This is a genomic window from Natrinema sp. CGMCC1.2065 (genome assembly GCF_051225675.1).
GTDB classification, from domain to species: domain Archaea; phylum Halobacteriota; class Halobacteria; order Halobacteriales; family Natrialbaceae; genus Natrinema; species Natrinema thermotolerans.
Window position 1 is genome coordinate 42,898 of record NZ_JBPJSJ010000002.1, and the last position, 22,816, is coordinate 65,713.

The following is a 22,816-nucleotide window of genomic DNA, read 5'->3' on the forward strand; positions in this document are numbered from 1 at the left end:
AACCCTGTCAGCCCGCTACGAGGATCGGCGACGCCGACCGGCGGAAGGTCTACGCCGCTCGCGCTCGAACCGCCGGCCATGGACGACGACATGCTCGAGGACCAGCGGCGGCTGGTCGAACTCATCGAGGACGAAGGCTGGGACGTGACCGATCTCGAGATCTCGGCCTACGACAGCCCGTGGGCCGACGAGGACGACCCCGAGGCGACGGTGACGATCACCGCGCGAAAGCCATACGACAGCGAAGGCGACGGCGAGGACGAGGACAATCCGTACCGACTGAAGTGAACGCAAGCGGCGACGGTCAGTCCGTTTCTTCGAGTTCGGTTCGTCCCGCTTCCTCGAGGGTCGCGTCCAACGCGCTCTCTTTGAGTTCGTCGGCCGTTTTTTCGCTCCGTCGCGCTTCGTCGCGAAGGGCCTCGAGCGGCTCGTCCGGGACCGGAACAAGTACGAGTCGATCCCCGCGATCGATCAGTTCGAACTCGTCCCCGAATTTTCCCGGATCGATTCGGGAAGACGGATACAGCCGTCGTCCGTACTGACCCGCATACCTGCGTTTACGTGGCAAAATCGCATTATTCTTCCGATGGGCAGCACGGAACGAGTCTATAAAAGCAGCAGACAGTTCCCAATCAGCCCTTGATGTTACAGACGGGGAACGTCCGCGCGACTTTGTCGCCGATCCCGAGCGCGTCCGAGACCCGGACGACCTCGTCGACGTCCTTGTAGACGCCCGGGGCCTCCTCCGCGACGGTCGCGCCGGACTGGGCCTTGACGTAGATCTGATTCTGCTCCTCGAGGTCCTGCTGGACGTCGCCGCCCCAGAACTCGTCTTTGGCCTGGGTGCGGCTCATCAGCCGACCCGCGCCGTGGGCGGTCGAGCCGAAGGTCAGGTCCATCGAGTTCTCGCCGCCCCGGAGGACGTAGCTGCCTGCGCCCATGCTGCCTGGGATGATCACCGGCTGGCCGACGTCACGGTAGGCAGATGGGACCTCGGGATGACCGGCGGGGAACGCCCGCGTCGCGCCCTTGCGGTGGACGTAGAGTTCGCGTTCCTCGCCGTCCTCGCCGACCGTGTGGGTCTCTTTCTTCGCGATGTTGTGAGCCACGTCGTACAGCAGGTGCATGTCCATCTCCTCCCAGGAGCGATCGAACACGCGCTCGAAGACCTGCCGCGTGCGGTGCATGATCAGCTGGCGGTTGACCCACGCGAAGTTGATCGCGGCGTTCATCGCCGCGTAGTAGTCCTCGGCCAACTGCGAGCCAGCGGGGGCGGCCGCCAGTTCGGTATCCGGCAGCTGGTTCAGCAGCCCCTCGTGTTGCTGCTCGATCTTCCGCAGGTAGTCGTTACAGGTCTGGTGGCCCAACCCGCGCGACCCGCAGTGGATGAGGACGACGATCTGGTCCTCGGAGAGGCCGTAGGCCTCGCCCACCTCGCCGTCGAAGACGTCGGTCACGCGCTGGACCTCGAGGAAGTGGTTGCCCGAGCCCAGCGAGCCGATCTGGTTCTTGCCGCGGTCCTTGGCCTTCTGGCTCACCTTGTCGGGGTCCGCGCCCTCGCGCATGCCTTCGTCCTCGCAGTGCAGTAAGTCGTCCTCGACGGCGTGGCCGTTCTCGAGCGCCCAGTCGACGCCGCGGGCCAGGATCTCCTCGACGGTGTCGACGCCGGCCTCGACGATGCCGCCGCCGCCCAGGCCCGACGGGACGTTCGCGAACAGGGAGTCGACGAGTTCCTCCTCGCGGCCCTGTACTTCGTCGTAGGTGAGGTTCGTCCGCATCATCCGGACGCCGCAGTTGGAGACGACAAACCCGTTAGCGACGAAATTGTGCGCATCGTGAGCGACGCCGATATCGTACACCGTTTGCGCTTCGTCAACCGTCTCAATGGATCTGATCCGGGTGGAAACGGTGTAATCCTCGCCGACTTCCGTCGTTTCACAGTAATCCTCGAATCCGGGAAACTCCGCCGGCGGTCGCGGTCGTCCGCTTCGTCCACCCCAGATACTCCGCTCGATGAACCGCTCGTTGATATCGAATTGCGATTTGATGTCGCTCGCTGGCGTTCCCCCATCGGCCATCGCTTTCGCTTCGCGAGCGATCGTCGCTCGACGATCGATCACCGCCTCTTTCGTCTTGAGATACTGTATTGCTTTGGCTGCCTTTTTCCTCTTTTCGTGGTTATAACGGTAGCCGACGGTCGAGAAGAACTCGATCAGGTTCTCGGAGTCGTTTTTGATTCCGAGTCGAAGTCTGATCGTCTCTCGATCCGAACTCGAGTCCGTCTCGAACCGTTCGATCTCGTTCGTCTCGATACCGAGATCGTCGAGGAAGGAAGCCAGTTCTACCATGAATTCCTCACCGGCATCGGCGACGTCAGCGACGCGCGTCTGTGACACCTTCGGACAGTACAGGTTCTTGTCGTGCTGGGCCGCAGGGGCGTTCATCTCGGCGCCGAAATACGCCGAGACGTACAGTGCTTTCTGCCAGCCCGTCAGTCGATCGAAGTACCACGGCGTCGTGAAATCGGATTCGATCTTCCGTCCGTCGGGTGCCCCCAGCGCGAGGAGTACGCGCTGGAAGGCCTTCGAGGTCGATCGGACGCTGAACTCCGTCGTCTCGAACGTTTTCCCGTCGATCTCGTGCGATCGGTCCCGCTCGTAGATTTTCGAGGGCGTGAACCCGATCGCTTTGATATCGTTTTGAATGGATTCGAGATCCGCGGGTTCTCCATAAAACCACGTCTGTCCGCCGCTTCCGATCGCACCGTCGCCGGTATGGAACCCGACGAGTTTGAGAAACCGATTGAACGCGTCGTCGGTCGACTTCAATGGGAGGAGATCGCGCTCCTCGAGCGCGCGGACGAGTTGCGAGTTCTCGTCGGCGAAGTCTTCCTCGCTGAGGACGGTGAAATCCTCGGGTTTCTCGTCGGGAACGCCGCGGAACGGTTGGAGATGGATCTCGTCGCCTTCGGAGAGTTCCTCGAGAGGCTGCATCCCCTCGGGCGTCCGGAACGGGTGGTCCGCAGTCGCGGTAATACGGTCGCCGGTCTCGGTCTCTACTTCGTACACGGCCGCGTTCTCGCGTTCGGTGAACAGCTGAATCGGTGACGGCGTAAGGTCATCATCGGCGACCATCGCGTTCTCCGCTTCGAAGCGGTCCTCAAGGGTTTCGATCGGGGTGCGACGGCCGTATTCGAGGAGTACTTCCGAATCGCCTGTAAGGCAATTGATGTCGTAGCCGACCGCTCCCGGCGAAATACAGCCGGTTTCGGCATCGAGCGCACCCACCCCACCGACGGGGAAGCCATAGCCCTGGTGTCCGTCGGGCATACAGATCGCGTGGTCGGTGATCCCCGGCAGGTGAGTCGTGTTTTTGATCTGCGCTAAGGTCTTGTCGTCCTCGATCTGCTCGAGCAGGGCCTCGCTGGCCAACACTCGCGCCGGGACGCGCATGTCGCCCTCGCGCGGGATCTCCCAGACGTACTCTCGGACCCGCTCTAACGTGATGCCGTCGGCGTCGTAGGTAGTCATACCCGAGCATCCGACCCCGGCGATGAAAGATGTTCGTCTTGCCAGCGACCTCGAGAGTCCGTCTCACCGTCCGATCACGGCGGTTCGCGGACGGAATCGATCGGCCACTGGTCAGACGGATTGCTGTAACGGTTTCCCGGCGCAACCGCCGCCCGGGTCGCGGTTGCGCCGGTAATGACTCACAGGAAACCGTATCAGACGTCGAAGACGACGTAGGCCTCCCAGCCGTCCGCAACGAACTCGAGGCGCATTTCCGAGTAGGTCACGGCCTTCACCTCGCGGGCGTCGACCGCCCCGAGCGGGACGCCGCGGGCGCTGGCCTCGAGGGACCACGCGGTCGCGTCGGCGTCGCTCTCGGCCCCGGTCGCTTCGATGCTCTCGACTCGGTTATCGACGGGCAACTCGGCGCGGACGTCCCGCAGGTAGATCAGTTCGCCGAGATAGTCGAACAACAGCGCCTCGCGTCGCTCGGCGGTCACGGTCAGGGAGAACCGCTCGCCGGTCTCGGGCGGGATGTCGTCGGAGGATGCGGCCGCGAGGCCGTCGGCCGTCGCTTCGAAGACCGCCTCGAGGGAGTCGCCGGTCGCAGCGACCGCGACGTCGGCCGTGTGATCGCGCAGTTCGAACCCCATGTGGCGGCCCTTCGCGGACGGGGGTGGTATGACCGTCGGTTCGGCCTCGAGGACGGCGCCACCAACGGCGTGTCGAGGAGGTACCACACCCCGTCGTCCGACGTTCCCGAGACCGTACTGCCGGTGGAATTATAGTGGACAGGCTGGTAGACTGTGATAGTGAGCGTCAACATCGATAGTCGCGTCGTCGCGCCGGGGAGCGACGATTTCGTCGACGACGCCTGGGAACTCAAAGAGGAGATCCGTCGCGAGGAGGGCGTACTCAAACAGCGCTACGACTTCTTTACCGACGCGTACCGACGGTCGAAGGTCCACTGCTACGTCCGGAACGACGAGTTGATCGGGTTCGCGGCGGTGCGACGCGACGGCTATATTCTCTTTCTCGCGGTCGCACCCCGTTATCGCAGCGAGGGGATCGGGAAGCGACTCGTTGCCCGCGTGGCCGACGACCACGATACCATCACGTGTCATGCCCGGACGAGCAACGAGAACGCCCTCCAGTTCTACGAGCATCTGGGCTTCGAGATCAAGCGCCGGATCGACGACTACTACGAGGACGGCGGCGATGCCTACTATCTGAAACTGGGTGCGGACGTCGGGATCACGGACAAGATCTCGGATCTGATTCGGCGGTAACGACCGGTTCTGCGGCTCGTCGACGCGCTATCCGTCAGCCGCCGGCCCATCCCTGACGGTTCCCGCGACGAACGCCCGGCGGAGGACCGTCGACAGCAGGTAGGTCTCGTACTTCTGTGTGCGGCAGTGTTCGCAGGGGGCCATCTCCCCGACGATTCGATCGATCTCCTCGCCGTACTCCTCGCGTAACTCCGCCACGAGGGCGGCGACCTCGGGGGTGATCTCGTCGGCCATCGCCGCGACCGCCGCGTCGGCGTCGTCGGGCAGCGCGTACGAGAGGACGATCGTATTCGCGCGGTAGTACTTCGTCGTCGCGCCGCCCTCCTCCTCGAGGCGGGCGACCTCGACGAGGCCGGCGTCGCGGAGTTCGTTGACGTGGTGGCGTACCGTGTTCGGCGTCCGGTCGTATCCCCGCTCGCCCAGCGCCGCGTGGATCTCCGCGACGGAGCGTGCCCGTTCCGCCAGCATGTCGAGGATCATCGCGCGCAGCGGTTCGTCGACGGCGCTCGAGACGTTCGTGTCCCGGACCGCGATGTCCTCGATCGTCACGTCCGACGTGAATTCGGCCATTGAGTGGTCGTGGTTGGGTGTCGAACGGTAAAAGTGATTCAGCCGAACGCCCTCGAGGGAGCGCACCCATGTTCAAAAATTGATGGTTTCTTGATTCGTCGACGGACGGATCCGAACCGAGACAGTGTTCTGCGATCGGTACAGCAGAAGCGACGTCCCACAGTGTGTCGGTCGAGACCGGCCCGCCGTCTAGACGAGTCGTTTCACCGGCGGAATCCCCCGTCCGTGCGCCCAAACAAGTCATTTGAGTGATGTATTTACGAACGGGGCTCCGACACGCATTCGAGCAACGATGTCTGAGATCGAATACCGCGTGACCGACTTCGACTGTCCGACCTGTGCGAGCAACGTCGAGCGGGCGCTGTCGAAAACCGACGGCGTCGACCGCGTCGAGGTCCACTACACGACCGGCCGCGTCGAGATCGAGTACGACGACGGTGTCGTCGAGACGGACGACCTCGAGCGAACCATCACGAAACAGGGGTACACCCCCCGAGTGCGGTGACGAAACGTGAACGCCAAGCGATACGTTCGCGCCCACCGGCAACCGATCGTCGTCGCGGCGAGCGGCCTGTTGCTTTCGCTCGGCTGGACCGTCGGGACCCTCCACGACGTGGCCCTGCTGAGCGCGGGACTGATGATCCTCGCCGCGGCCGTCGGCGGCTACGACGTCGCGAAGAAGGCCTTCTACACCCTTCGAAGCGGCACCGTCGGCATCAACACCCTCGTCACACTGGCCGCGGTCGGAGCGATCGCCATCGGCGAGTACTGGGAGGCCGCCGCCGTCGTCTTCCTGTTCTCGCTCGGCAACTACCTCGAGGCTCGGACGATGGCCAAGACCCGGTCGGCCCTCGAGGAGTTGCTCGAGTTGGCCCCCGATACGGCGATCGTCCGCCGCGACGGCGAGACTGTCGAGGTTCCCGCTCGCGAGGTCGAACCGGGCGAGACCGTCGTGATCAAACCCGGCGCGAAAGTCCCCGTCGACGGCGAGGTCACCGACGGTGAGAGCGCGATCGATCAGTCACCCGTGACCGGCGAGAGCGCGCCCGTTCGCAAGTCCGCGGGCGACGAAGTCTACGCCGGGACGATCAACCAGGCGGGGGCACTCGAGGTCGTCGCGACCGACACCGGCCGGGACACGACCCTCGAGCGGATCATCCGCCGGGTCGAGGAGGCACAGGAAGCGCAAGCGCCGACGGAGACGATCATCGAGCGTTTCGCGCGGTACTACACGCCCGCGATCGTCGTGCTGGCGGTCGGAACGTACGCGATCACCGGAAACGCCGTCACGTCGCTGACGCTGCTTGTCATCGGCTGTCCCGGCGCCTTGGTCATCGGGCCGCCGGTCAGCATCGTCAGCGCCATCGGCTCGGCGGCACGGGCCGGCGTCCTGCTGAAAGGCGGGGAACACCTCGAGACCGCCGGGAAGATCGACTGCGTCGCGTTCGACAAGACCGGCACCCTGACCAAGGGCGAGCCGGCCGTCGCGAGCGTCGACGGATTCGGGGTCGCCGATGACGACGTGCTTCGCGCCGCGGCCATCGCCGAGAAGAAGAGCGAACATCACCTCGCGGACGCGATCCTCGCGGCCGCTCGAGCGGGCGACGCCAGCGCCCGCGAGACCGCCACCGACGGCGGCGTCGTCACCGACCACTCGGCTGATTCGGCGGGCCCCGAGCCCGACGAGCCGGCGATCCCCGATCCCGAGGCCGTCGACGTCGTCGCGGGCAAGGGCGTCGTCGCCCAGTACGACGGCCGGACGATCGCGGTCGGCAACCGCGCGCTCCTCGCCGACCGCGGCCTCGAGGTCCCGTCCGAGATCGCGGCTCATGCCCGCGAACGCGAGGCGGCCGGCGAGACGGCGGTCTACGTCGCGCTCGAGAGCGAGGTCGTCGGCGTCGTTTCGATACGGGACGAACTCCGACCCGCAGCGAGCGACGCCGTGGCGACCCTGGAAGCTGCCGGTGTCCGCACGGTAATGCTGACCGGCGACAACGACCGTACCGCACGGTCGGTCGCCGAGGCGGTCGGAATCGAGGACTACCGGGCCGAACTGCTGCCCGAGGAAAAACGAGACGCCATCGAGTCGCTCCGGGCTGAGGGCCACGTCGTGGCGATGGTCGGCGACGGAATCAACGACGCGCCCTCGCTTGCGGCCGCCGACGTCGGGGTCGCGATGGGCGCTGCAGGCACCGATGCGGCCATCGAGACCGCCGACATGGCGCTGCTGGCCGACGACCTCGAGCGGGTTCCCGAGGCCGTTGGGCTCAGCAAGGCGACCCGCCGGAACGTCTCGGAGAACGTTGCGATCGCCGTCGCGACGGTCGGCCTGCTGCTGGCCGGCGTCGTCGCCGGGGCCGTCCACATGGCCGCCGGGATGCTGCTTCACATCGCCAGCGTGTTGCTGGTGATCCTGAACGGGATGCGGTTGCTGCGGTACTGACTACCGACCGATACGACCTTCGAATCCACAATGACAGAGACGACCAACGACACCGACCGAACGAACTGGGCGATCGACTACGACGATATCGAACCGATTCGGCTGCGCGACCCCGCCGCGGAGGCGCTGGCCGTCCTCGAGCCGGGCGATCCGATCGTCATCACCTACGAGGACGTGGTGAAGGCGGCGGGCCACTCCTGTCCCACGGCGGCGGGGGCGTACCGAATGGCACGGGACGGCCTCGAGGCGCTGTACCCGGACTCGCTCCCGGTCCGGGGCGAGATCGAAGTTCTCGCGGGCGGCCCGCGGAACGACCCCGCCTACGGCGTCACGTCGCGGCTGCTCTCGTACGTGACCGGGGCCGCCGGCGAGGACGGCTTCGCAGGCTTGGCAGGCGGCCACGGCGGCCGGAAAGACCTGCTCCGGTACGGGGCGATCGGCACCGACGGCGTCGCCTTTGAGTTCACTCGCACCGACACCCACGAGACCGTCCGGGTCACCTACGATACGACGGCGATTCCGGAGGCCGGGCCGGGCACGCGCCACCTCCAGTCGCTGATCGACGGCGAAGCGACGGCCGAGGAACGCGCGGCCTTCGCCGAGGACTGGCACGGCCGCGTCGAACGGATCCTCCGCGGCGACGGCTTCGTCACGGTCGACGGCCCCGCGACTCGGCCCGGCGACGACTGAGCGCCGCTCGAGCCCGTGACCGCCGCCGTCGGCGAACCGCTCGAGCCGCCCCGTCCCGGCCCGCCGCGCGGACAGTCCAATACAATTATACCGGCCCCTCCCCGAGTAGGCCAATCGTATGGAAGAGCGAACGAGGGCCTACCTCCGCGGGCGATTTCGCGACCACTACCGACGGACGGAGATCACGCCGCCGCCCGCGGCCAACGAACGCGAGTGGGGCTTCATCCCGTGGACGGAGGGCCCCGACACGACGATGGTCCGCCACCGTTCGCTGCTCGAGTTGGGGGATCTCTCCGAGTTTCTGGTCCGGAAGCGCCCGCGCCACGTCTACTTCTCGGCGGGGCGCTTTCGCGACCCCGGCGCGAGTTCGATGCACGAGAAAGATTGGCAGTCGGCCGATCTCGTCTTCGACCTCGACGCCGACCACCTGCCCAGCGTGACGCTGGGCGAGGACAGCTACGCCGAGATGCTCGCCAAATGCAAGGACGCCCTGCTTCGGCTGCTCGATTTCCTCGAGACCGACTTCGCCTTCGAGGATCTCGAGATCGTCTTCTCCGGCGGCCGAGGATATCACGTCCACGTCCGCGACGAGAACGTCCTGGGCCTCGATCGGGAACACCGCCGCGAGATCGTCGACTACGTCCGGGGGATCGGGCTGGAGTTCGACGAACTGATCGAGACCGAGACGGTGGCTGGATTGGGGCGGAAGACCCCGACCGAACGCCGAACCCTCCGGATCGAAGGGGGCTGGGGGGCGCGGATCCACGCCCACTTCATGGCCTTCGTCGACGAGTTGCTCGAACTCGAGGAGGAGGCTGCCCTCGAGCGGTTACAGGCGTTCGACGGCATCGGCAAGGGGAAGGCCAAAGCGACGCTGAACGCCGCGCGCAACAACCGCGAGGGACTCGAGGCGGGCAACGTGACCGTCCACACCGCGATCGCGCAGTTGGCCGAGCGGTTCGCGAACGAGGCCGTCGAGCGCGACAACGCACCGATCGACGAGCCCGTGACGACGGACACGAACCGTCTGATCCGACTGCCGGGCAGCCTCCACGGCGGCAGCGGCCTGAAGACTGTCCGGCTCGAGCGCGACGAGATCGCGGACTTCGATCCCCTCGTCGACGCCGTGCCCGAGACCTTCGAGAGCCACGAGATCACCGTCGACGTCACCGACGGCGGCGAGGTCGAACTCGGAGGAGATAGCTTTACGGTCGCGGAGGGTGACCAGTCACTACCCGAGTACGTCGCCGTGTTCCTGATGGCACGCGGCCGCGCCGAGAAGGAGAAAGAATGAACTTGGACGAACTGCGCTCGGTCCAGAGCAAGGAGCGCCAGAAGGACAGCCTCCAGAACCTTCGCCCCTCGTTCTATCAGGAGGTCGGGGAGTATATCGCCGATCTGGAGGCCGAACGCGACCGAGTCGCCGAGGCGTCCGATGACCCCTTCTCCTCGCCCGAGGTCCGTCGGCTCTCCGACGAGATCGAGACCGCCAAGGACGTGGTCGAGGCGATCTACGAGCGCCGGATGGGAAAACTCGTCAAGCAAGCCAGCCTCGCGGCGGCCGGCATGGCCGCCGACGACGAGGGACTGACTGCCGAGGAGGCGGACCTGTTCGACGACCTCGTCGACCGCATCGGATCGAACAAGAGCCGCGTCCTCGACGTTCTCGAGGGCGTCGAGGAGTCGACCGGTGGCGGCGACGCCGCCCCGTCGAACGACACCTCCGCCCCGGAGCCGCGCGACGCCGGTCCGGAACGGCCCGGCTCGCCCTCGAGCGAGCCGGCACCCGAACCCGCCGACGACGCCCCGCCGGCACCGCCCGAGGAGCCGCCCGCCGGGATCGAGTCCGGTCCGGGCGGCGGCGACTCGAGCGGCGTCTCCCCCGCGGACGTCATGGGCGGCGACGGACCGCCGGTCGACGACCCTGGTGACGCGGGCGGTTCTCCGGACACGGCGACTCCCCCGGAGCCGTCCGTCGAGCCCGATTCGGGAGCCGCTCCCGAACCCGACCCGTCGCCCTCGAGCGACGGCGCGGACGGGGCGGCCGCCGATTCCACCCCCGACGACGAGCGGGCGAGCGACGACGACGTAGACCGGACGACCGTCCGGATCACCGACGACATCGGGTCGATCTACGGCGTCGACGGTCGCGAGTACACGCTGAGCAGCGACGACGTGGTCGAACTCCCGGAACAGAACGCCGCCCCGTTCGTCGATCGCGGCGCGGCCGAACGCCTCGAGTGACCGGCCCTACCCGGCCGTTTTCCGCTCGCCCGACTTTCCATCCCTTGCTGACCGTCACGGACCGATCGGCGGGCACGGCACTGACCGTGTGAAACCGTAACGCCTACAGTAACCCCCGCTAACTCGAACCCATGCTCGACGTCGGCGACGACGCACCGGAGTTCGAATTGCTAAATCAGTACGGCGAGACCGTCTCGCGGTCCGATTTCGACGGCCAGCGGCTCGTCGTCTACTTCTATCCCCGCGCCGACACCGAGGGCTGTACGCTCGAGGCCCGCGGGTTCGACGAAGCGCTCGCGCGCTTCGAGGACCGCGACGTCGGCGTCGTCGGTATCAGCGACGACCCCGTCGACGACCTCGAGTCGTTCGCCGACGAGTACGACTTCGGGTTCGACCTCCTCTCGGACGAGTTCGGCGAAGTCGCGACGCTGTACGACTCCTACGGCGAGAAACAGATGTTCGGGAACACCTTCGACGGCGTCTTCCGCAACACGTACGTCGTCGGCCCCGACGGCCGCATCGAGGCGGTCTACGAGGACGTGACCCCCGAGGGCCACGCCGAAGAGATCCTCGCGGACCTCGCCGACACGTCGGCGGAAGCCACACCGTAGCCGGGCCGGCGCTTGCCGTCCCGTCACCCGACGAACCGCTCGCCGTTCGTTTCCAAGTTCTGAAGTAGCCGGGCGCGAACCGGCCAGTATCAACCCTTCGACGATATGACGCTCAACGACAACGACCGCTCGATCGCGGCCTTCGCCATGCTCGCCCACGCGACCGTCCACTGGTTCGAACTGGCGATCCCGATCTTTCTGGTCGTCTGGCTCGAGGCGTTCGATATCTCCATCGCGGTCGCCGGGATCGCGGTCGCGGCCGGCTACGCGCTGTTCGGGCTCGGCGCGTTGCCCGCCGGCTTGCTCGCCGATCGCTACGGGCCGAAACGGCTCGTTCTGGCCTGCCTCGTCGGGATGAGCGTCTCCTTCGTGGGACTGTCGCTCGCGACCTCTATCTACGGCATCGCTGCGGCGCTGGTCTGCTGGGGCGTCACCGCGAGCGTCTACCACCCCGCGGGGCTGGCGCTCATCAGCACCGGCGTCGAGGACCGCGGGACGGTCTTCGCCTGGCACGGCATCGCCGGCAACCTCGGTATCGCGCTGGGTCCCTTCGCGACCGCGACGCTGTTACTCGTACTGGACTGGCGGCTCGTCGCCGTCGTGTTGTCGATCCCCGGCGCGGTCGCGACCCTCTACGGGCTGCGGGCCCGGTTCGATCCGACTGCGGCGGTCGCGGACGACGGCGAGGAATCGGGGTCGCTCGCCGCGAGCGAGTTCGTCGACACCTCCCGATCGCTGTTTGCCGGCTCGTTTCTGCTGGTCTTTGCCGTCGTCACCGTCGTCGGTCTCTACTACCGGGGCGTCCTCACCTACCTGCCGGAACTGCTCAACGGACTGCCGGCGCTCGCGGGGATCGAGCCGCCGGCCGCCCTCGAGGAACTCTCGCTTGGCGACTACTTCTACGTCGCCCTGCTGGTCGCGGGGATGGCCGGCCAGTACGTCGCCGGAAAGCTGACGAGTCGCGTGCCCGTCGCCCGCGGACTGGCGGTGGTCTTCGTCGGGCTCGCGGTCCTCGCGGTCGCGTTCGTGCCAGTCTCGGGGCTGGGTCTCCTCCCGATCCTGCTATACTGTGGCGTCCTCGGGTTCGCGCTGTTCGCGATCGAGCCGTTCTACCAGGAGGCCGTCGCCGTCTACACGCCCCCGGACGCGCGGGGCCTCTCCTACGGCTACACCTACCTCGGCATGTTCGGACTGGGCTCGCTCAGCATCGCACTGGGCGGCTACCTGCTCGATCACGCGACGACGGCGGCGCTGTTCGTGACTCTCGCGGCGATCGCGCTGCTCGGTGCCGGGATCGCAGCGCGGTTGCTGTTCAGCCCGACGCCAGTCGCGAGCGGGTCGCCCGACGCGGCGGACGCGAGCGCGGGCGACGACTGAGATCGGTGCCGTCGCTCGACGTTCGGGTCGCCCTGAAAAATTGAAACGGTCGGCGGGCCACGGACCCCAGTTCGCTTACTGGAAGGTGCGGCCGAGTTGCTCTTCTTCCTGAGCCGGTTCGGCGGTGTCGAACTGCTCTTCGATCTCCTCGTACTGCTCGCGGGTTTCGGGGGTCACGCTCGGGTTGACCTCCTCGAGGGCGTGTTCGAAGTGTTCCTTGCTGATGCGGACGTTGCCGACGGTGTCGGCCATCTCCTCGGGATCGACCGAGTTGATGAACTCGCGGCTGGCGGCCATCGAGGCCTCGCGGGTGACCGCTTCGATGTCGGCGCCCACGTAGCCCTCCGTCTCCGCAGCGAGCCAGTCGAGATCGACCGCGTCGGCCAGCGGCTTGTCGCGGGTGTGGACCTCGAAGATCTTCCGGCGGCCGCCCTCGTCGGGGACGGGCACGTGGACGTGACGGTCCAGCCGTCCCGGACGGAGCAGCGCCGAGTCGATCAGGTCGGGTCGGTTGGTCGTCGCGATCACGACGACGTCCTCCAGTTCCTCGAGCCCGTCGAGCTCAGTGAGCAGTTGACTGACGACGCGTTCGCCCACGCCGGAGTCGCCCTGCTGGCGACCGCGCTGGCCCGCGATCGAGTCGATCTCGTCGAAGAAGATCACGGTCGGTGCGTTCGACCGCGCCTTCTCGAAGACCTCGCGGACGCCCTTCTCGGACTCGCCGACGTACTTGTTCAGCAGCTCGGGGCCCTTGATCGAGATGAAGTTCGACTGGGCCTCGTTGGCGACGGCCTTCGCGAGCAGGGTCTTCCCAGTGCCCGGCGGGCCGTACATCAGCACACCCTTGGCGGCCTGCATGTCCAGCTCGTCGAACACCTCGGGGTAGTCGAGCGGCCACTGGACGTTCTCGCGGAGCCGCTCTTTGGTGTCTTCTAAGCCACCGACGTCGTTCCAGGTGACGTCGGGGACCTCGACGAAGACCTCCCGCATCGCGGAGGGCTGGATGCCCTTGAGAGCCTCCTTGAAGTCGCCCTCGGTGACCTCGAGCGTCTCGAGGACCTCGGCGTCGATCTCGTCTTCCTCGAGATCGAGGTCGGGACGAATGCGACGGAGGGCGTTCATCGCGCCCTCGCGGGTCAGGCTCTCTAAGTCGGCCCCGACGAAGCCGTGGGTGTTCTCGGCGTACCGGTCGAGGTCGATCCCCTCCTGGAGGGGCATCCCGCGGGTGTGGACCTGCAGGATCTCCTTGCGGCCGTCCTTGTCGGGGACGCCGATCTCGATCTCGCGGTCGAAGCGACCGCCCCGGCGGAGCGCGGGGTCGATGTCGTCGATGCGGTTGGTCGCGGCGATGACCGTGACCCGGCCTCGTTCCTCGAGGCCGTCCATCAGCGAGAGGAGTTGGGCGACGACGCGGCGTTCGACGTCACCGCCGGCGTCCTCGCGCTTGGCCGCGATCGAGTCGAGTTCGTCGATGAAGACGATCGCGGGCGCGTTCTCCTCGGCCTCCTCGAAGACCTCGCGGAGCTTCTCCTCGCTCTCGCCGTAGTACTTCGACATGATCTCCGGCCCGGAGATGGTCTCGAAGTGGGCGTCGATCTCGTTGGCGACGGCCTTGGCCATCAGCGTCTTCCCGGTGCCCGGCGGGCCGTGCAGCAGGACGCCCTTCGGCGGCTCGATGCCGAGCTGTTGGAACAGCTCGGGGTGGCGCATCGGCAACTCGATCATCTCGCGGACCTGGTCGAGTTCGTCGTCCAAGCCGCCGATGTCCTCGTAGGTGACGTTCGGGACGCCCTCGGCGGACGCGCCGCCCCCGGACTGAACCTGTTCGGCCGGCGTCTCGGAGATTTCGATGCTGGTCGAGTCCGTGATGACGACGGTGCCCGACGGCGAGGTGCTGGCGATCTTCAGCGGGACCGACTGGCCGGAGCTGGCCATCGGACCGAACGAGAGCGAGAACGGCACCGTCTGGCCCTCGGTGACGGCCTGTCCGGAGAGCTTGTCGCGGACGAGCGGCCCGATGTCGCCCCGGATACGCAGGTTTTGCGGGAGCGCGACCGTGACCGATTTCGCGGGTTTGACGTCGGCGGGTTCGATGTCGACCGTATCGTCGATCCCGACGTCGGCCTCCTGACGCAGGCGGCCGTCGATCCGGACGATGCCCCGGCCCTCGTCCTCCGGGTAGCCCGGCCAGACGCGAGCGACGGCCTGTCCCTCGCCCTTGCCCGAGATGACGATGTAGTCACCGTTCTCGAGGTCGAGTTCGTTCATCGATACCCGGTCGATCGCGGCGAGTCCGCGGCCGGCGTCCTTCTGTTTCAGTGGTTTGACGGTAAGCTTCATCGTTCCTCCTCTAACTCGATAGTGAGCACGCCGTTTTTCATAAACGTGTGCGCGTCCCCGGCAGCGGCCGGGAGTTCGATCTCGTACTGGTCGTCCGCAAGGACGACGATGGCGGTGTCGTCGACGACGTCGACCGAGACGTCCCCGACGTCGGTCCCGAAGTCGACGGCCATGACCGTGGCGTCGTCGTACTCGTACCGACGGGCTAACTGCCCCTCTTCGCGGGTGAATTGGTCGAGAGTCATGCTGTAACTAACCCAAGGTAAGCGTCGCTAATATATAAATCTTTTGCCGATAGACCGCATGAAGGCGGCGGGGTGGATAGAGTGATCGTTGTTCGTAGTTCACGGTGTGCCGGTCGGCGAGGCAGCCGCCGGCCCGGGACGCGGTCGTTGGACCCGAACGGGGATATCCCTCGTGCCGGCGTTCTCCGGTGAGAACCGCCTCGAGTCTTTATGCCCGTCCCCCTCGTGTCCTCGCGTATGGAAACGGTAACACATCACGGCAGGGAGACGGCGTACGAGGTTATCGACCGAGGGGCCGACGGACCGCCGATCTGTTTCGTCCACGGCAGCGGGGGATCGCGCGACGTCTGGACGGGCCAGCACGCGCTGGCGGAACACCGTCCCGTCGTCGCGATGGACCTCAGCGGCCACGGCGACTCGGACGATATCGACGCCAGCGCCGGCTACAGCACGTTGTCGGCCTACACCGACGACGCCCTCGCCGTCGTCGAGGCGACCGGGGCCGAGGTCTTCGTCGGGAATTCGCTCGGCGGTGCGGTCGTCCTCCAACTGCTCCTCGAGCGCCACGTCGATCCCGACGCCGCCGTTCTGACCGGGACGGGCGCGCGGCTGGGCGTTCTCGACGACCTGTTGACGTGGCTGCAATCGGACTTCGAGCGGGCGATCGAATTTCTGCACGGCTCGGACCGGCTCTTTCACGACCCCGACCCGGCCGTCCGCGAGCGATCGATGGACCGGATGGCCGACACCGGACAGGCGGTCACGCGACGGGATTTCTTGACCTCCCACGAGTTCGACGTCCGCGACCGCCTCGAGGAGATCACCGTCCCGACGCTCGCGCTCTATGGGGAACACGACCAGTTGACGCCGCCGTGGTTCCACGAGTTCCTCGCCGACGAGATCGAGGGAGGCCGGCTCGCCGAGATCGAGGATGCGGCGCATCTGGCGATGATCGAGCGTCCGGACGCGTTCAACAGGGTCATCGAGGCGTTTCTCGCGGATCTCGAGGGCTGATCGGGAGCGGCGACAGCCACCCGTACTACCGGAGGAGAACGGCGACCGTCCCGCGAGAGGGAGCTAACGGCGGTCCTCGAGCGCGACGAACGAGTCGGTCGTGGCGGTGAGCCACGCCGTCGATATCGCGTCCTCGTAGATATTCTGTGGAAACATCGTACACACTGCGATATCGTCGTGTTCGACGGTGACGTGTTGCAGTTCCGATCCGTGGTCGCGAGCCGACTCGCGTTCGCCGGTGGCGCGTTTCGATGATTCGGACATGATACCGATCCTCCGCGGTCTATCCGCGTCTTCCCCGTTCTGGCATATAACTGTCTGCCCTAAACCGAGAGTACAATACTATGTGGTATTATCACCCTTATATATTTGCCGTCGAGCGACCCATGGGATTGCGAGCGGACCGATCGGGCTCGGCCGCGCGAGCCGAGAACGGAGCCGTCAGTAGAGTTCCTCGAGATCGCTCTCCTCGTGGCCGTGTTCCGCGGCGGGGAACTCGCCCGATTCGACGGCCGAGACGTAGTCGTCGATCGCCGACTCCATCTCTCCGCGAACGTCGCCGAACTGCTTCGAGAAGGAGGGCGTCCACTCGCTCAACCCGACGGCGTCGTCGACCACGAGGACCTGGCCGTCGCAGTCCGGTCCGGCCCCGATCCCGATCGTCGGGATGTCGATGGCGTCGGTGACTTCCGCCGCCAGGTTCGAGGGGACGTGTTCCAGCACCAGCGCGAACGCGCCCGCCTCCTCGTGGGCCTCGGCCAACTCGAGGATGCGTTCGGCGGCCTCCTGGTCGGTCCCCTGTCGGGGATAGCCGCCGTACTGGTTGACGTGCTGGGGCGTGAGCCCGAGGTGGGCCATCACCGGAATCCCGAGCCGGACCAGCTTTTCCGTGAGATCGACGGTGTGGGGACCGCACTCGAGTTTGACCGCGTGGGCGTCCTCTTCCTTGAGCATCCGGCCGGCGTTCTCGACGCTTGCCGCCTCGTCGACGCCGATCGAGAGGAAGGGCATGTCGGCGACGATCAACGCGTCCTCGGTCGCCCGCGCGACAGCGCCCGTGTGGCGAGCCATGTCGTCGACGGTCACTGGCAGGGTCGTCTCGTGGCCGAGCGTCGTGTTTCCGAGGCTGTCCCCGACCAGAATGATGTCGACGCCGGCCTCGTCGACGATCGAGGCCGTCGGCGCATCGTACGCCGTCAACATCGTGATCGGTTCTTCGACCGCTTTCGACCTGACATCCCGTACGGTAGGCATACCCATAGCTTGACCTCCCACGATTAAACCTCGTTGTTCTCCGGCCGCGCTCGGCCGGACCCGGCGCGCTTAAGAGGGACCGGTCGCCATACCCACGCGTGCCAGAACGCGTCGAAACGACCTCGCCCGACGGGGTCGACTACGGCTGGGTGATGCAGACGACGTTCGTCGCCACCATTCTGGTCGGCGCACCGATCGTCGTCGCCCTCTCGACGACCGTGACCCTGCCGTCGTGGGCCGACCGGGCCGAGTTCGCGATCCGAGTCGGGGCCCCCGTTTGGTTAGTCACGTCGCTCGTGGTCTTTGCCTACGCCAAGCGAAAGCAGACGTAGTCGGAAGATTCGGCCGCCGCCGGTCGGTCTCAGACGCCCGACGGTCCCTCGCCGACGTACTCGAAGTCCATTCCCGCTCGTTCTGCGGTCCGGAGATCGCGCTCGGAGTCGCCGATGAACAGCGCTCGTCCCGGCTCGACCTCGAGCCGGCGCGCCGTCGCGAGCAACGGCTCCGGATCCGGCTTCCACGTCCCGACCGTGTCCCGACCAACGACCGCCTCGACCGCCGCCGAGAGGGCGTGTTCCTCGAGCGCGATCCGGCAGGCCCGCTCGCAGTTCAACGAGCAGACACCCGCGGGCAGCGACCGGTCGAGCAGATCGTCGGCGTGTGCGAGCCGCTCGGAGGACCGCGCGCCCTCGTGTTCGTGGGCCGCGATGGCCGCCTCGACCTCCTCGCGCAGTCCCACCTCGGCCGCGCCCTCGAGCATGGCCCAGAGCCCCTCACCTGGGGGGTCGCGGTTCGCGCCGTCGTACACCTCACGGACGTCGGTGGCGACGGCGTCCCAGTCGACCACGAGATCGACGAGGGTCCCGTCCAGATCGTAGACGATGGCGTCGTACTCGCTCACGGACGGCCGTACGGGCGAGAGGAGAATAGGAGCTTCGGTGCGGTCGGCACTCGCCGGCCGGTCACCCCGGTCCCGAGCCGTGAGCGGCCGGCAGGGTCTCGCGGACCGCTTCCCGTTCCGCGATGAGTTCCATGGCGGCCGTTCGACGGCCGTGGTAAAAGGCCCCGCGACGATCGGGATGAACGGGGTCAGAACGGTCACAATATTAAATATGTTCGGAAGGTGAAAGCGACTGTGCAACGGAGAGATCTGTTACTCGGTGGGGGAGTAGCGCTTTCGGCGACGATCGCGGGCTGTAGTTCGGACGGAACCGACTCGAGCGACGGGGAGTCGGGGAACGGCAACAGTAGCGACGACGGGGCCGGTTCCGACTGGGAACGAACTGAACTGCTCACCGAGGGGTCGGACCTCGGACTTCGCGGTAGCGGGCGATTGACGAAAGAACAGGAGGAAATCGGCTGGGAGATCGAGGACGCTTACGTCGATGCGTACGTCGACAACGAGGGGAGCGGGCCGTCGGGGACCGCGACGGTCCGCTGTACCTGGTACGACGAGAGCGGCGGAACGATCGGAACCGATACGACCGAGATCGCGACGATCGCCGCCGGCGAGACCTGGAAAGCGCGGGTGTACCACCACGGCACGGATCCCGGCGCGGTCGAGGGCTTCGACCTCGAGGTCGTCGACGAGACGCCCGCGGAGCCGGTCAATTTAGACGTCGGTGGCATGACGGTCGCGAACGTCGATCGCTATTTCGACGAGACCGGAGTTCGGTACACGGCCGGGTTCACCAACGAACGCGACGAGCCGATCGAGTCGGTGTACGCCGTCCTCAAACTCTACGAGGACGAGTTCCTCCTGAACACGGAAGTCGGTCACCTCGAGGACTTCCCCGCGGGTGAAACGAAAAGCGGCTACCCCTTCGACTGGAAGGACCGACGCGCGGACGCAGTGAACGACCGCGAGTTCCTGTTCGCCGACGGAGTCCCGTCGGCCGAGGAGGCCTAGACTCCCTCGAGGGGAACGTCGAGGTCGCGAAGCCGGTCGCGCATCTCGGCGGCGGACTCGTCGTCCGCGAGCCGCAGCGGACTCCGGAGCGGTCCGGCGTCGAAGTCCCGCATGCGAAGCGCCGTTTTCACGCCGGACATGTAGGAATCGCCGGTCTTGAGGGCGTCCCGAACGGCGAAGATATCGCTCTGTAGCTTGCGGGCCCGTTCGCGTTCGCCGGTGTCGTAGGCCTCGTAACAGTCGACGACCAGTTCCGGGAAGACGTTGGCGACGGCGCTGACCGCGCCCGAACAGCCGACCGCGAGGCCGGTAAAGACCAGCGAGTCCGACCCCGCGAGGAAGGTCAGCTCCGGGTGGGCGTCGGCCGCCTGCGCGAGCCACGGGACGTCCTTGCTCGAGTCCTTGACGCCCGCGAGCGTGTCGATCTCGGCGAGGGCAGCGAGCGTCTCGAGGGAGAGTTCGTTGCCCGTCTTGCTCGGGATGTGGTAGACGTAGACCGGCAGGTCGACGGCCGCGGCGACCCGGCGGTAGTGTTCGATCGCACCCTCGTGGTCGAGCGGATAGTAGTAGGGCGTGACGACGACGATGCCGTCGGCGCCGACCGATTCGGCGTGTTCGGCGCGGGCGACGGTCCGGTAGGTACTCGGCGCGCCGACGCCGGCGATGACCGGCACCTCGTCGCCGACCTCGTCGACGACCGCCTCGATCACGCGGTCGCGTTCCGCCCCCGATAGGAGGGGGAACTCGCCGTTGGTCCCGAGCGGAAAGACACCGTGGGCACCGCGATCGACGACGAACCGTGCGTGTGCAGCCGTCCGCTCGTAGTCGACGGACTCGTCGTCTCGGAACGCGGTGACCGTCGGTGGGACGACGCCGCGAAGCGACAGCGGATCCCCAGCGCCGGGGTCGTGCTGAGCCATGGACGATCGTCCGCCCGGCACGGGCAAAAAAGGCGCGCCGTCCGCTGCGTTCAGTGGTCAACAGCGGTGGCGCGTCGCTTACGGCGCGACGCGATTCAGTCCGGCGTCGCCACCTCGCCGGCGGGCTCGTCGAGCTGTTCCCCCGCGAGGACGCGGTTCGCCCGACGGAGCCGTTCGGACAGCGCCTGATGGGAGATATCGAGTTCGTTCGCCAACTCCTCGAGCGAGATCTCGCGGGGGACGTCGTAGTAGCCCTGCCGGTAGGCCTCGGCGATGGCCTCCTGCTGGGGTTCGGTCAGGGCCGCCGTCGTCTCGAGGTCCTCGTCCGTGCCGGCCTCGACCATGCGCCTGACGTCGATCCGGACGCCCTGTGCCTCGATCCCGGAGACGGCGTCGGACAGTTCCTCGCGGTGGGGAAAGAGCAATCGGAGGGTCCACTGCCTGTCCGCGACGCGGGCGTCAAGAACCGTCCCGCCGTGTTCGTACACACAGCAACAGACCGACCCGACCGCTTCCGTGTACGTGACGCGGTAGAACAGGTCGCCGTCCGCGGTGTTCTCGAGGAGTTGGCGGTAGTCGTCGACGGTCGCGTCGGCCTCGAGCGCCGCCTCGAGGGTCTCGCGGTCGACCTCGGAAAACCAGACCAGCGGGACGGTCCGGGTCGGCCCCTCCGCGACGACGCTTTCGACGCGGACCTCGAGGGCCGGTAGTTCCTGAAACGTCTCTGCGAGTGCGAACTCGTCCGTCGAAAGCGAAAGTTCTGCGATCGTCGTCATTGGACGGTCACCTCGGAACGTGCGGTCGAACCCGTTCGGCGACCGCTGTCGCCGTCAGGGGAGCAGTGTGACTCGAGTGGTCTCATTCGTATCCAGCCGATCCGCAGCGGCGTGGGACGCGGCGTCGAACGGCTCCGACAGCCGCTGACGACCACGCTCGACCGGATCGTGCTGGGAGAACGGAGGACTCCAGGACGCTTGATGAGCGGCCCTTCCGATTCCGGCCGTTTAAGTCGGCACGTCACCGGTTGAGACGGTCAAAACCACGTGGCGGAACGGCGATCGCGACTGTTCGCTCAGCCCAGTCGGGCCAGCCGATTGAGCGCGTACACCGTCCGAAGGACGTCGACGCTTTTCCCCCGATCGAAGACGAGTTCGTCCGTCTCGAGGACGTGTTCCAAGGTATCCCGCGAGGCGTGTTCGGGGGCGGCCGCGATGCCGGCGTCGGTGTCGGCGACCCACTGCATCACCCGCAGATCGCTCTTTGAGTCCCCCATCACCAAGGCGAACGGGTCGTCGACGCCAAGCACCTCCAGCGCGCGCTCGACGCCGATCACCTTGTTCAACTCGAGACTGCCGATCTCGGCCGCGTCGGCCTCGTAGTAGGCGACGTCGATGCGCTCTAAGACCGCCGCAAGGGAGTCGGGCACATCGTCAGCGTTGAGGTCGGGATAGGCCCCCTCGCTCTCGAGGACGCCCCTGATCTCGGGGTCCTGGGCCGCGTAGAACGCGCGGGTCCAGGCGGCGACGGTCTGCCCGTCCAGCGTCAGCCCGTCGCTTTCTCCCGCTGCATCGATGCCGGCGTCGGTCGCCGTCGCCTCGAGGGTCCGCCCGACGGCGTCGGCGAGCAGGTCGATGAGATAGACCAGCGCCTCGTCGATGGTGTCGCGGGCGTCCGCCGAGCCGGTCTCGTAGTTGGGCTTCATCGTGACGTTGAACTCGTTGCCCTGCAGGTGACAGCCCCGGCGGAGTTCCTCCGGGGCTTCCGGCAGGACCCGTGACCGCACGTCGTCGAAGACCGAGCGGATGGTCTCGTCTAGGTCCTCGTAGAGCAACTGTTTCGTCGCCGCGCCGTGGCCCGGCGTGAACACACCGGTCCCGGCCTCGTAGACGATCGAGAGGTTCCCCGAATGGACGATCTCGCTGCCCAGCCCCTGGATCGCGAAGCCCTTGACGTTCTCCAAGGTCTGGCCCGTACAGATGACGATCGGGACACCGGCGTCGTGAAACTCCGTCAGGAGGTGCAGCGTCTCCCGGGGGATCTCGTTGTCCGTGCCGCCGGCCGACCGCAGCGTCTCGTCGACGTCCAACACGAGGACGTTGACCGCCCGGCCGTACTTCGTCTCGAGGTCCAAGGCAGTAAAGGCCTGATCGCGGGTCGCCCGCGCGGCGATCTCGGCGAAGGTCTCCCCGGCCGCGAAGTCCGACCGGATCTCGTCTTTCCGGGCCTCGAGTTCCTCGGTCGCCTCCTGCCAGTGTTCCAACGCGACTCGGGAGTCGACGGCGGGGAAGACGTCGACGAACTCCTGGTACTCGCGGAGGGTCTTCGTGTCGTACTCGTCGTAGAGTCGGTAGACGAGATCGTACCGTTCCATGTGGTTTACAGGCATGGGCAGGCGGATAAC

24 protein-coding genes and 1 pseudogene are annotated in these 22,816 nt (G+C 66.6%); 12 read left to right on the forward strand and 13 right to left on the reverse strand.

All coding sequences use genetic code 11. The features are described from left to right. Positions 1-78: 78 nt before the first annotated feature. Positions 79-288 (forward strand): hypothetical protein, encoded by a 210-nt coding sequence (locus tag ACSBP4_RS03460; RefSeq protein ID WP_435551365.1) that lies wholly within the window; start codon positions 79-81, stop codon positions 286-288. A gap of 16 nt (positions 289-304) precedes the next feature. Here the strand turns inward: ACSBP4_RS03460 and ACSBP4_RS03465 are convergent, their stop codons facing one another. From ACSBP4_RS03465 to ACSBP4_RS03480, 4 genes and pseudogenes are all read right to left on the reverse strand, one after another. Next, the gene (locus ACSBP4_RS03465) at positions 305-568 is read right to left on the reverse strand and encodes an AbrB/MazE/SpoVT family DNA-binding domain-containing protein (protein WP_233274368.1); all 264 of its coding nucleotides are present in this window, start codon (positions 566-568) and stop codon (positions 305-307) included. 64 nt (positions 569-632) lie between these two features. Then, the gene (locus ACSBP4_RS03470) at positions 633-3,230 is read right to left on the reverse strand and encodes an RtcB family protein (protein WP_435551530.1); all 2,598 of its coding nucleotides are present in this window, start codon (positions 3,228-3,230) and stop codon (positions 633-635) included. Beyond that, positions 3,222-3,530: pseudogene (locus ACSBP4_RS03475) on the reverse strand (RtcB family protein); the annotation flags it as partial. The pseudogene ACSBP4_RS03475 and the gene ACSBP4_RS03470, both read right to left, overlap by 9 nt. 194 nt (positions 3,531-3,724) lie before the next feature. Continuing rightward, positions 3,725-4,162, reverse strand: coding sequence for an archease (locus tag ACSBP4_RS03480; protein ID WP_435551531.1), 438 nt, complete (start codon positions 4,160-4,162; stop codon positions 3,725-3,727). A gap of 159 nt (positions 4,163-4,321) precedes the next feature. On the opposite strand from ACSBP4_RS03480, the gene ACSBP4_RS03485 reads away from it, so the two are divergent. Further along, on the forward strand, positions 4,322-4,798 hold the full coding sequence (locus tag ACSBP4_RS03485; protein ID WP_049966660.1) for a GNAT family N-acetyltransferase: 477 nt from the start codon (positions 4,322-4,324) through the stop codon (positions 4,796-4,798). 27 nt (positions 4,799-4,825) lie between these two features. Here ACSBP4_RS03485 and ACSBP4_RS03490 read toward each other — a convergent pair whose 3' ends face one another. Further along, positions 4,826-5,368 carry an ArsR/SmtB family transcription factor gene (locus ACSBP4_RS03490; RefSeq protein ID WP_049966659.1) on the reverse strand — a complete coding sequence of 181 codons (543 nt, stop codon included), beginning with the start codon at positions 5,366-5,368 and terminating at the stop codon, positions 4,826-4,828. Between the two features lie 292 nt (positions 5,369-5,660). On the opposite strand from ACSBP4_RS03490, the gene ACSBP4_RS03495 reads away from it, so the two are divergent. The 7 genes from ACSBP4_RS03495 to ACSBP4_RS03525 all read left to right on the forward strand — a co-directional run bounded on the left by ACSBP4_RS03495 (position 5,661) and on the right by ACSBP4_RS03525 (position 12,733). Then, positions 5,661-5,873 carry a heavy-metal-associated domain-containing protein gene (locus tag ACSBP4_RS03495; RefSeq protein WP_049966658.1) on the forward strand — a complete coding sequence of 71 codons (213 nt, stop codon included), beginning with the start codon at positions 5,661-5,663 and terminating at the stop codon, positions 5,871-5,873. Positions 5,874-5,879: 6 nt separating this feature from the next. Then, positions 5,880-7,811, forward strand: coding sequence for a heavy metal translocating P-type ATPase (locus ACSBP4_RS03500; RefSeq protein ID WP_435551366.1), 1,932 nt, complete (start codon positions 5,880-5,882; stop codon positions 7,809-7,811). A 30-nt stretch (positions 7,812-7,841) separates the two neighbouring features. Continuing rightward, positions 7,842-8,501: an FmdE family protein gene (locus tag ACSBP4_RS03505; protein ID WP_435551367.1), complete on the forward strand. Its 660-nt coding sequence runs from the start codon at positions 7,842-7,844 to the stop codon at positions 8,499-8,501. A gap of 118 nt (positions 8,502-8,619) precedes the next feature. Beyond that, positions 8,620-9,795, forward strand: a complete 1,176-nt coding sequence (gene priS / locus ACSBP4_RS03510; RefSeq protein WP_049966655.1) for a DNA primase small subunit PriS — start codon at positions 8,620-8,622, stop codon at positions 9,793-9,795. Continuing rightward, positions 9,792-10,745: a hypothetical protein gene (locus tag ACSBP4_RS03515; RefSeq protein WP_435551368.1), complete on the forward strand. Its 954-nt coding sequence runs from the start codon at positions 9,792-9,794 to the stop codon at positions 10,743-10,745. The genes priS and ACSBP4_RS03515 overlap by 4 nt, the downstream gene beginning before the upstream one ends. 131 nt (positions 10,746-10,876) lie before the next feature. Beyond that, a complete protein-coding gene (locus tag ACSBP4_RS03520) occupies positions 10,877-11,356 on the forward strand; it encodes a peroxiredoxin (protein WP_435551369.1) in 480 nt (159 codons plus the stop codon). Between the two features lie 105 nt (positions 11,357-11,461). Next, positions 11,462-12,733 (forward strand): MFS transporter, encoded by a 1,272-nt coding sequence (locus tag ACSBP4_RS03525; protein ID WP_435551370.1) that lies wholly within the window; start codon positions 11,462-11,464, stop codon positions 12,731-12,733. 75 nt (positions 12,734-12,808) lie between these two features. On the opposite strand, the gene ACSBP4_RS03530 is transcribed toward ACSBP4_RS03525, so the two are convergent. Further along, on the reverse strand, positions 12,809-15,073 hold the full coding sequence (locus tag ACSBP4_RS03530) for a CDC48 family AAA ATPase (RefSeq protein WP_006182129.1): 2,265 nt from the start codon (positions 15,071-15,073) through the stop codon (positions 12,809-12,811). Beyond that, complete coding sequence (locus tag ACSBP4_RS03535) at positions 15,070-15,318, reverse strand: DUF7127 family protein (protein WP_006650683.1); 249 nt, start codon at positions 15,316-15,318, stop codon at positions 15,070-15,072. The genes ACSBP4_RS03530 and ACSBP4_RS03535 overlap by 4 nt, the downstream gene beginning before the upstream one ends. Before the next feature lie 237 nt (positions 15,319-15,555). Between ACSBP4_RS03535 and ACSBP4_RS03540 the strand changes: the two genes are divergently transcribed. Then, a complete protein-coding gene (locus ACSBP4_RS03540; RefSeq protein WP_435551371.1) occupies positions 15,556-16,332 on the forward strand; it encodes an alpha/beta fold hydrolase in 777 nt (258 codons plus the stop codon). A 63-nt stretch (positions 16,333-16,395) separates the two neighbouring features. On the opposite strand, the gene ACSBP4_RS03545 is transcribed toward ACSBP4_RS03540, so the two are convergent. Both ACSBP4_RS03545 and panB read right to left on the reverse strand, forming a co-directional pair. Next, positions 16,396-16,596, reverse strand: coding sequence for a DUF7511 domain-containing protein (locus tag ACSBP4_RS03545; RefSeq protein WP_435551372.1), 201 nt, complete (start codon positions 16,594-16,596; stop codon positions 16,396-16,398). A gap of 177 nt (positions 16,597-16,773) precedes the next feature. Beyond that, positions 16,774-17,586: a 3-methyl-2-oxobutanoate hydroxymethyltransferase gene (panB, locus tag ACSBP4_RS03550; RefSeq protein ID WP_435551373.1), complete on the reverse strand. Its 813-nt coding sequence runs from the start codon at positions 17,584-17,586 to the stop codon at positions 16,774-16,776. Between the two features lie 98 nt (positions 17,587-17,684). Here panB and ACSBP4_RS03555 point away from each other — a divergent pair, with 98 nt between their 5' ends. Beyond that, positions 17,685-17,918: a DUF5822 domain-containing protein gene (locus ACSBP4_RS03555; RefSeq protein WP_006182124.1), complete on the forward strand. Its 234-nt coding sequence runs from the start codon at positions 17,685-17,687 to the stop codon at positions 17,916-17,918. A 29-nt stretch (positions 17,919-17,947) separates the two neighbouring features. On the opposite strand, the gene ACSBP4_RS03560 is transcribed toward ACSBP4_RS03555, so the two are convergent. Then, the gene (locus tag ACSBP4_RS03560; RefSeq protein WP_435551374.1) at positions 17,948-18,487 is read right to left on the reverse strand and encodes an HAD family hydrolase; all 540 of its coding nucleotides are present in this window, start codon (positions 18,485-18,487) and stop codon (positions 17,948-17,950) included. A gap of 234 nt (positions 18,488-18,721) precedes the next feature. On the opposite strand from ACSBP4_RS03560, the gene ACSBP4_RS03565 reads away from it, so the two are divergent. After that, entirely contained in the window at positions 18,722-19,495 is a 774-nt protein-coding gene (locus tag ACSBP4_RS03565; RefSeq protein WP_435551375.1) for an FxLYD domain-containing protein, read from the forward strand. Here the strand turns inward: ACSBP4_RS03565 and ACSBP4_RS03570 are convergent. The 3 genes from ACSBP4_RS03570 to ACSBP4_RS03580 all read right to left on the reverse strand — a co-directional run bounded on the left by ACSBP4_RS03570 (position 19,492) and on the right by ACSBP4_RS03580 (position 22,786). Then, complete coding sequence (locus tag ACSBP4_RS03570; RefSeq protein ID WP_435551376.1) at positions 19,492-20,415, reverse strand: dihydrodipicolinate synthase family protein; 924 nt, start codon at positions 20,413-20,415, stop codon at positions 19,492-19,494. The genes ACSBP4_RS03565 and ACSBP4_RS03570 overlap by 4 nt on opposite strands. Positions 20,416-20,510: 95 nt before the next feature. Continuing rightward, positions 20,511-21,191: a helix-turn-helix domain-containing protein gene (locus ACSBP4_RS03575; RefSeq protein WP_435551377.1), complete on the reverse strand. Its 681-nt coding sequence runs from the start codon at positions 21,189-21,191 to the stop codon at positions 20,511-20,513. A gap of 296 nt (positions 21,192-21,487) precedes the next feature. After that, positions 21,488-22,786 (reverse strand): HAD family hydrolase, encoded by a 1,299-nt coding sequence (locus tag ACSBP4_RS03580; RefSeq protein WP_435551378.1) that lies wholly within the window; start codon positions 22,784-22,786, stop codon positions 21,488-21,490. Between the last annotated feature and the right edge of the window lie 30 nt (positions 22,787-22,816).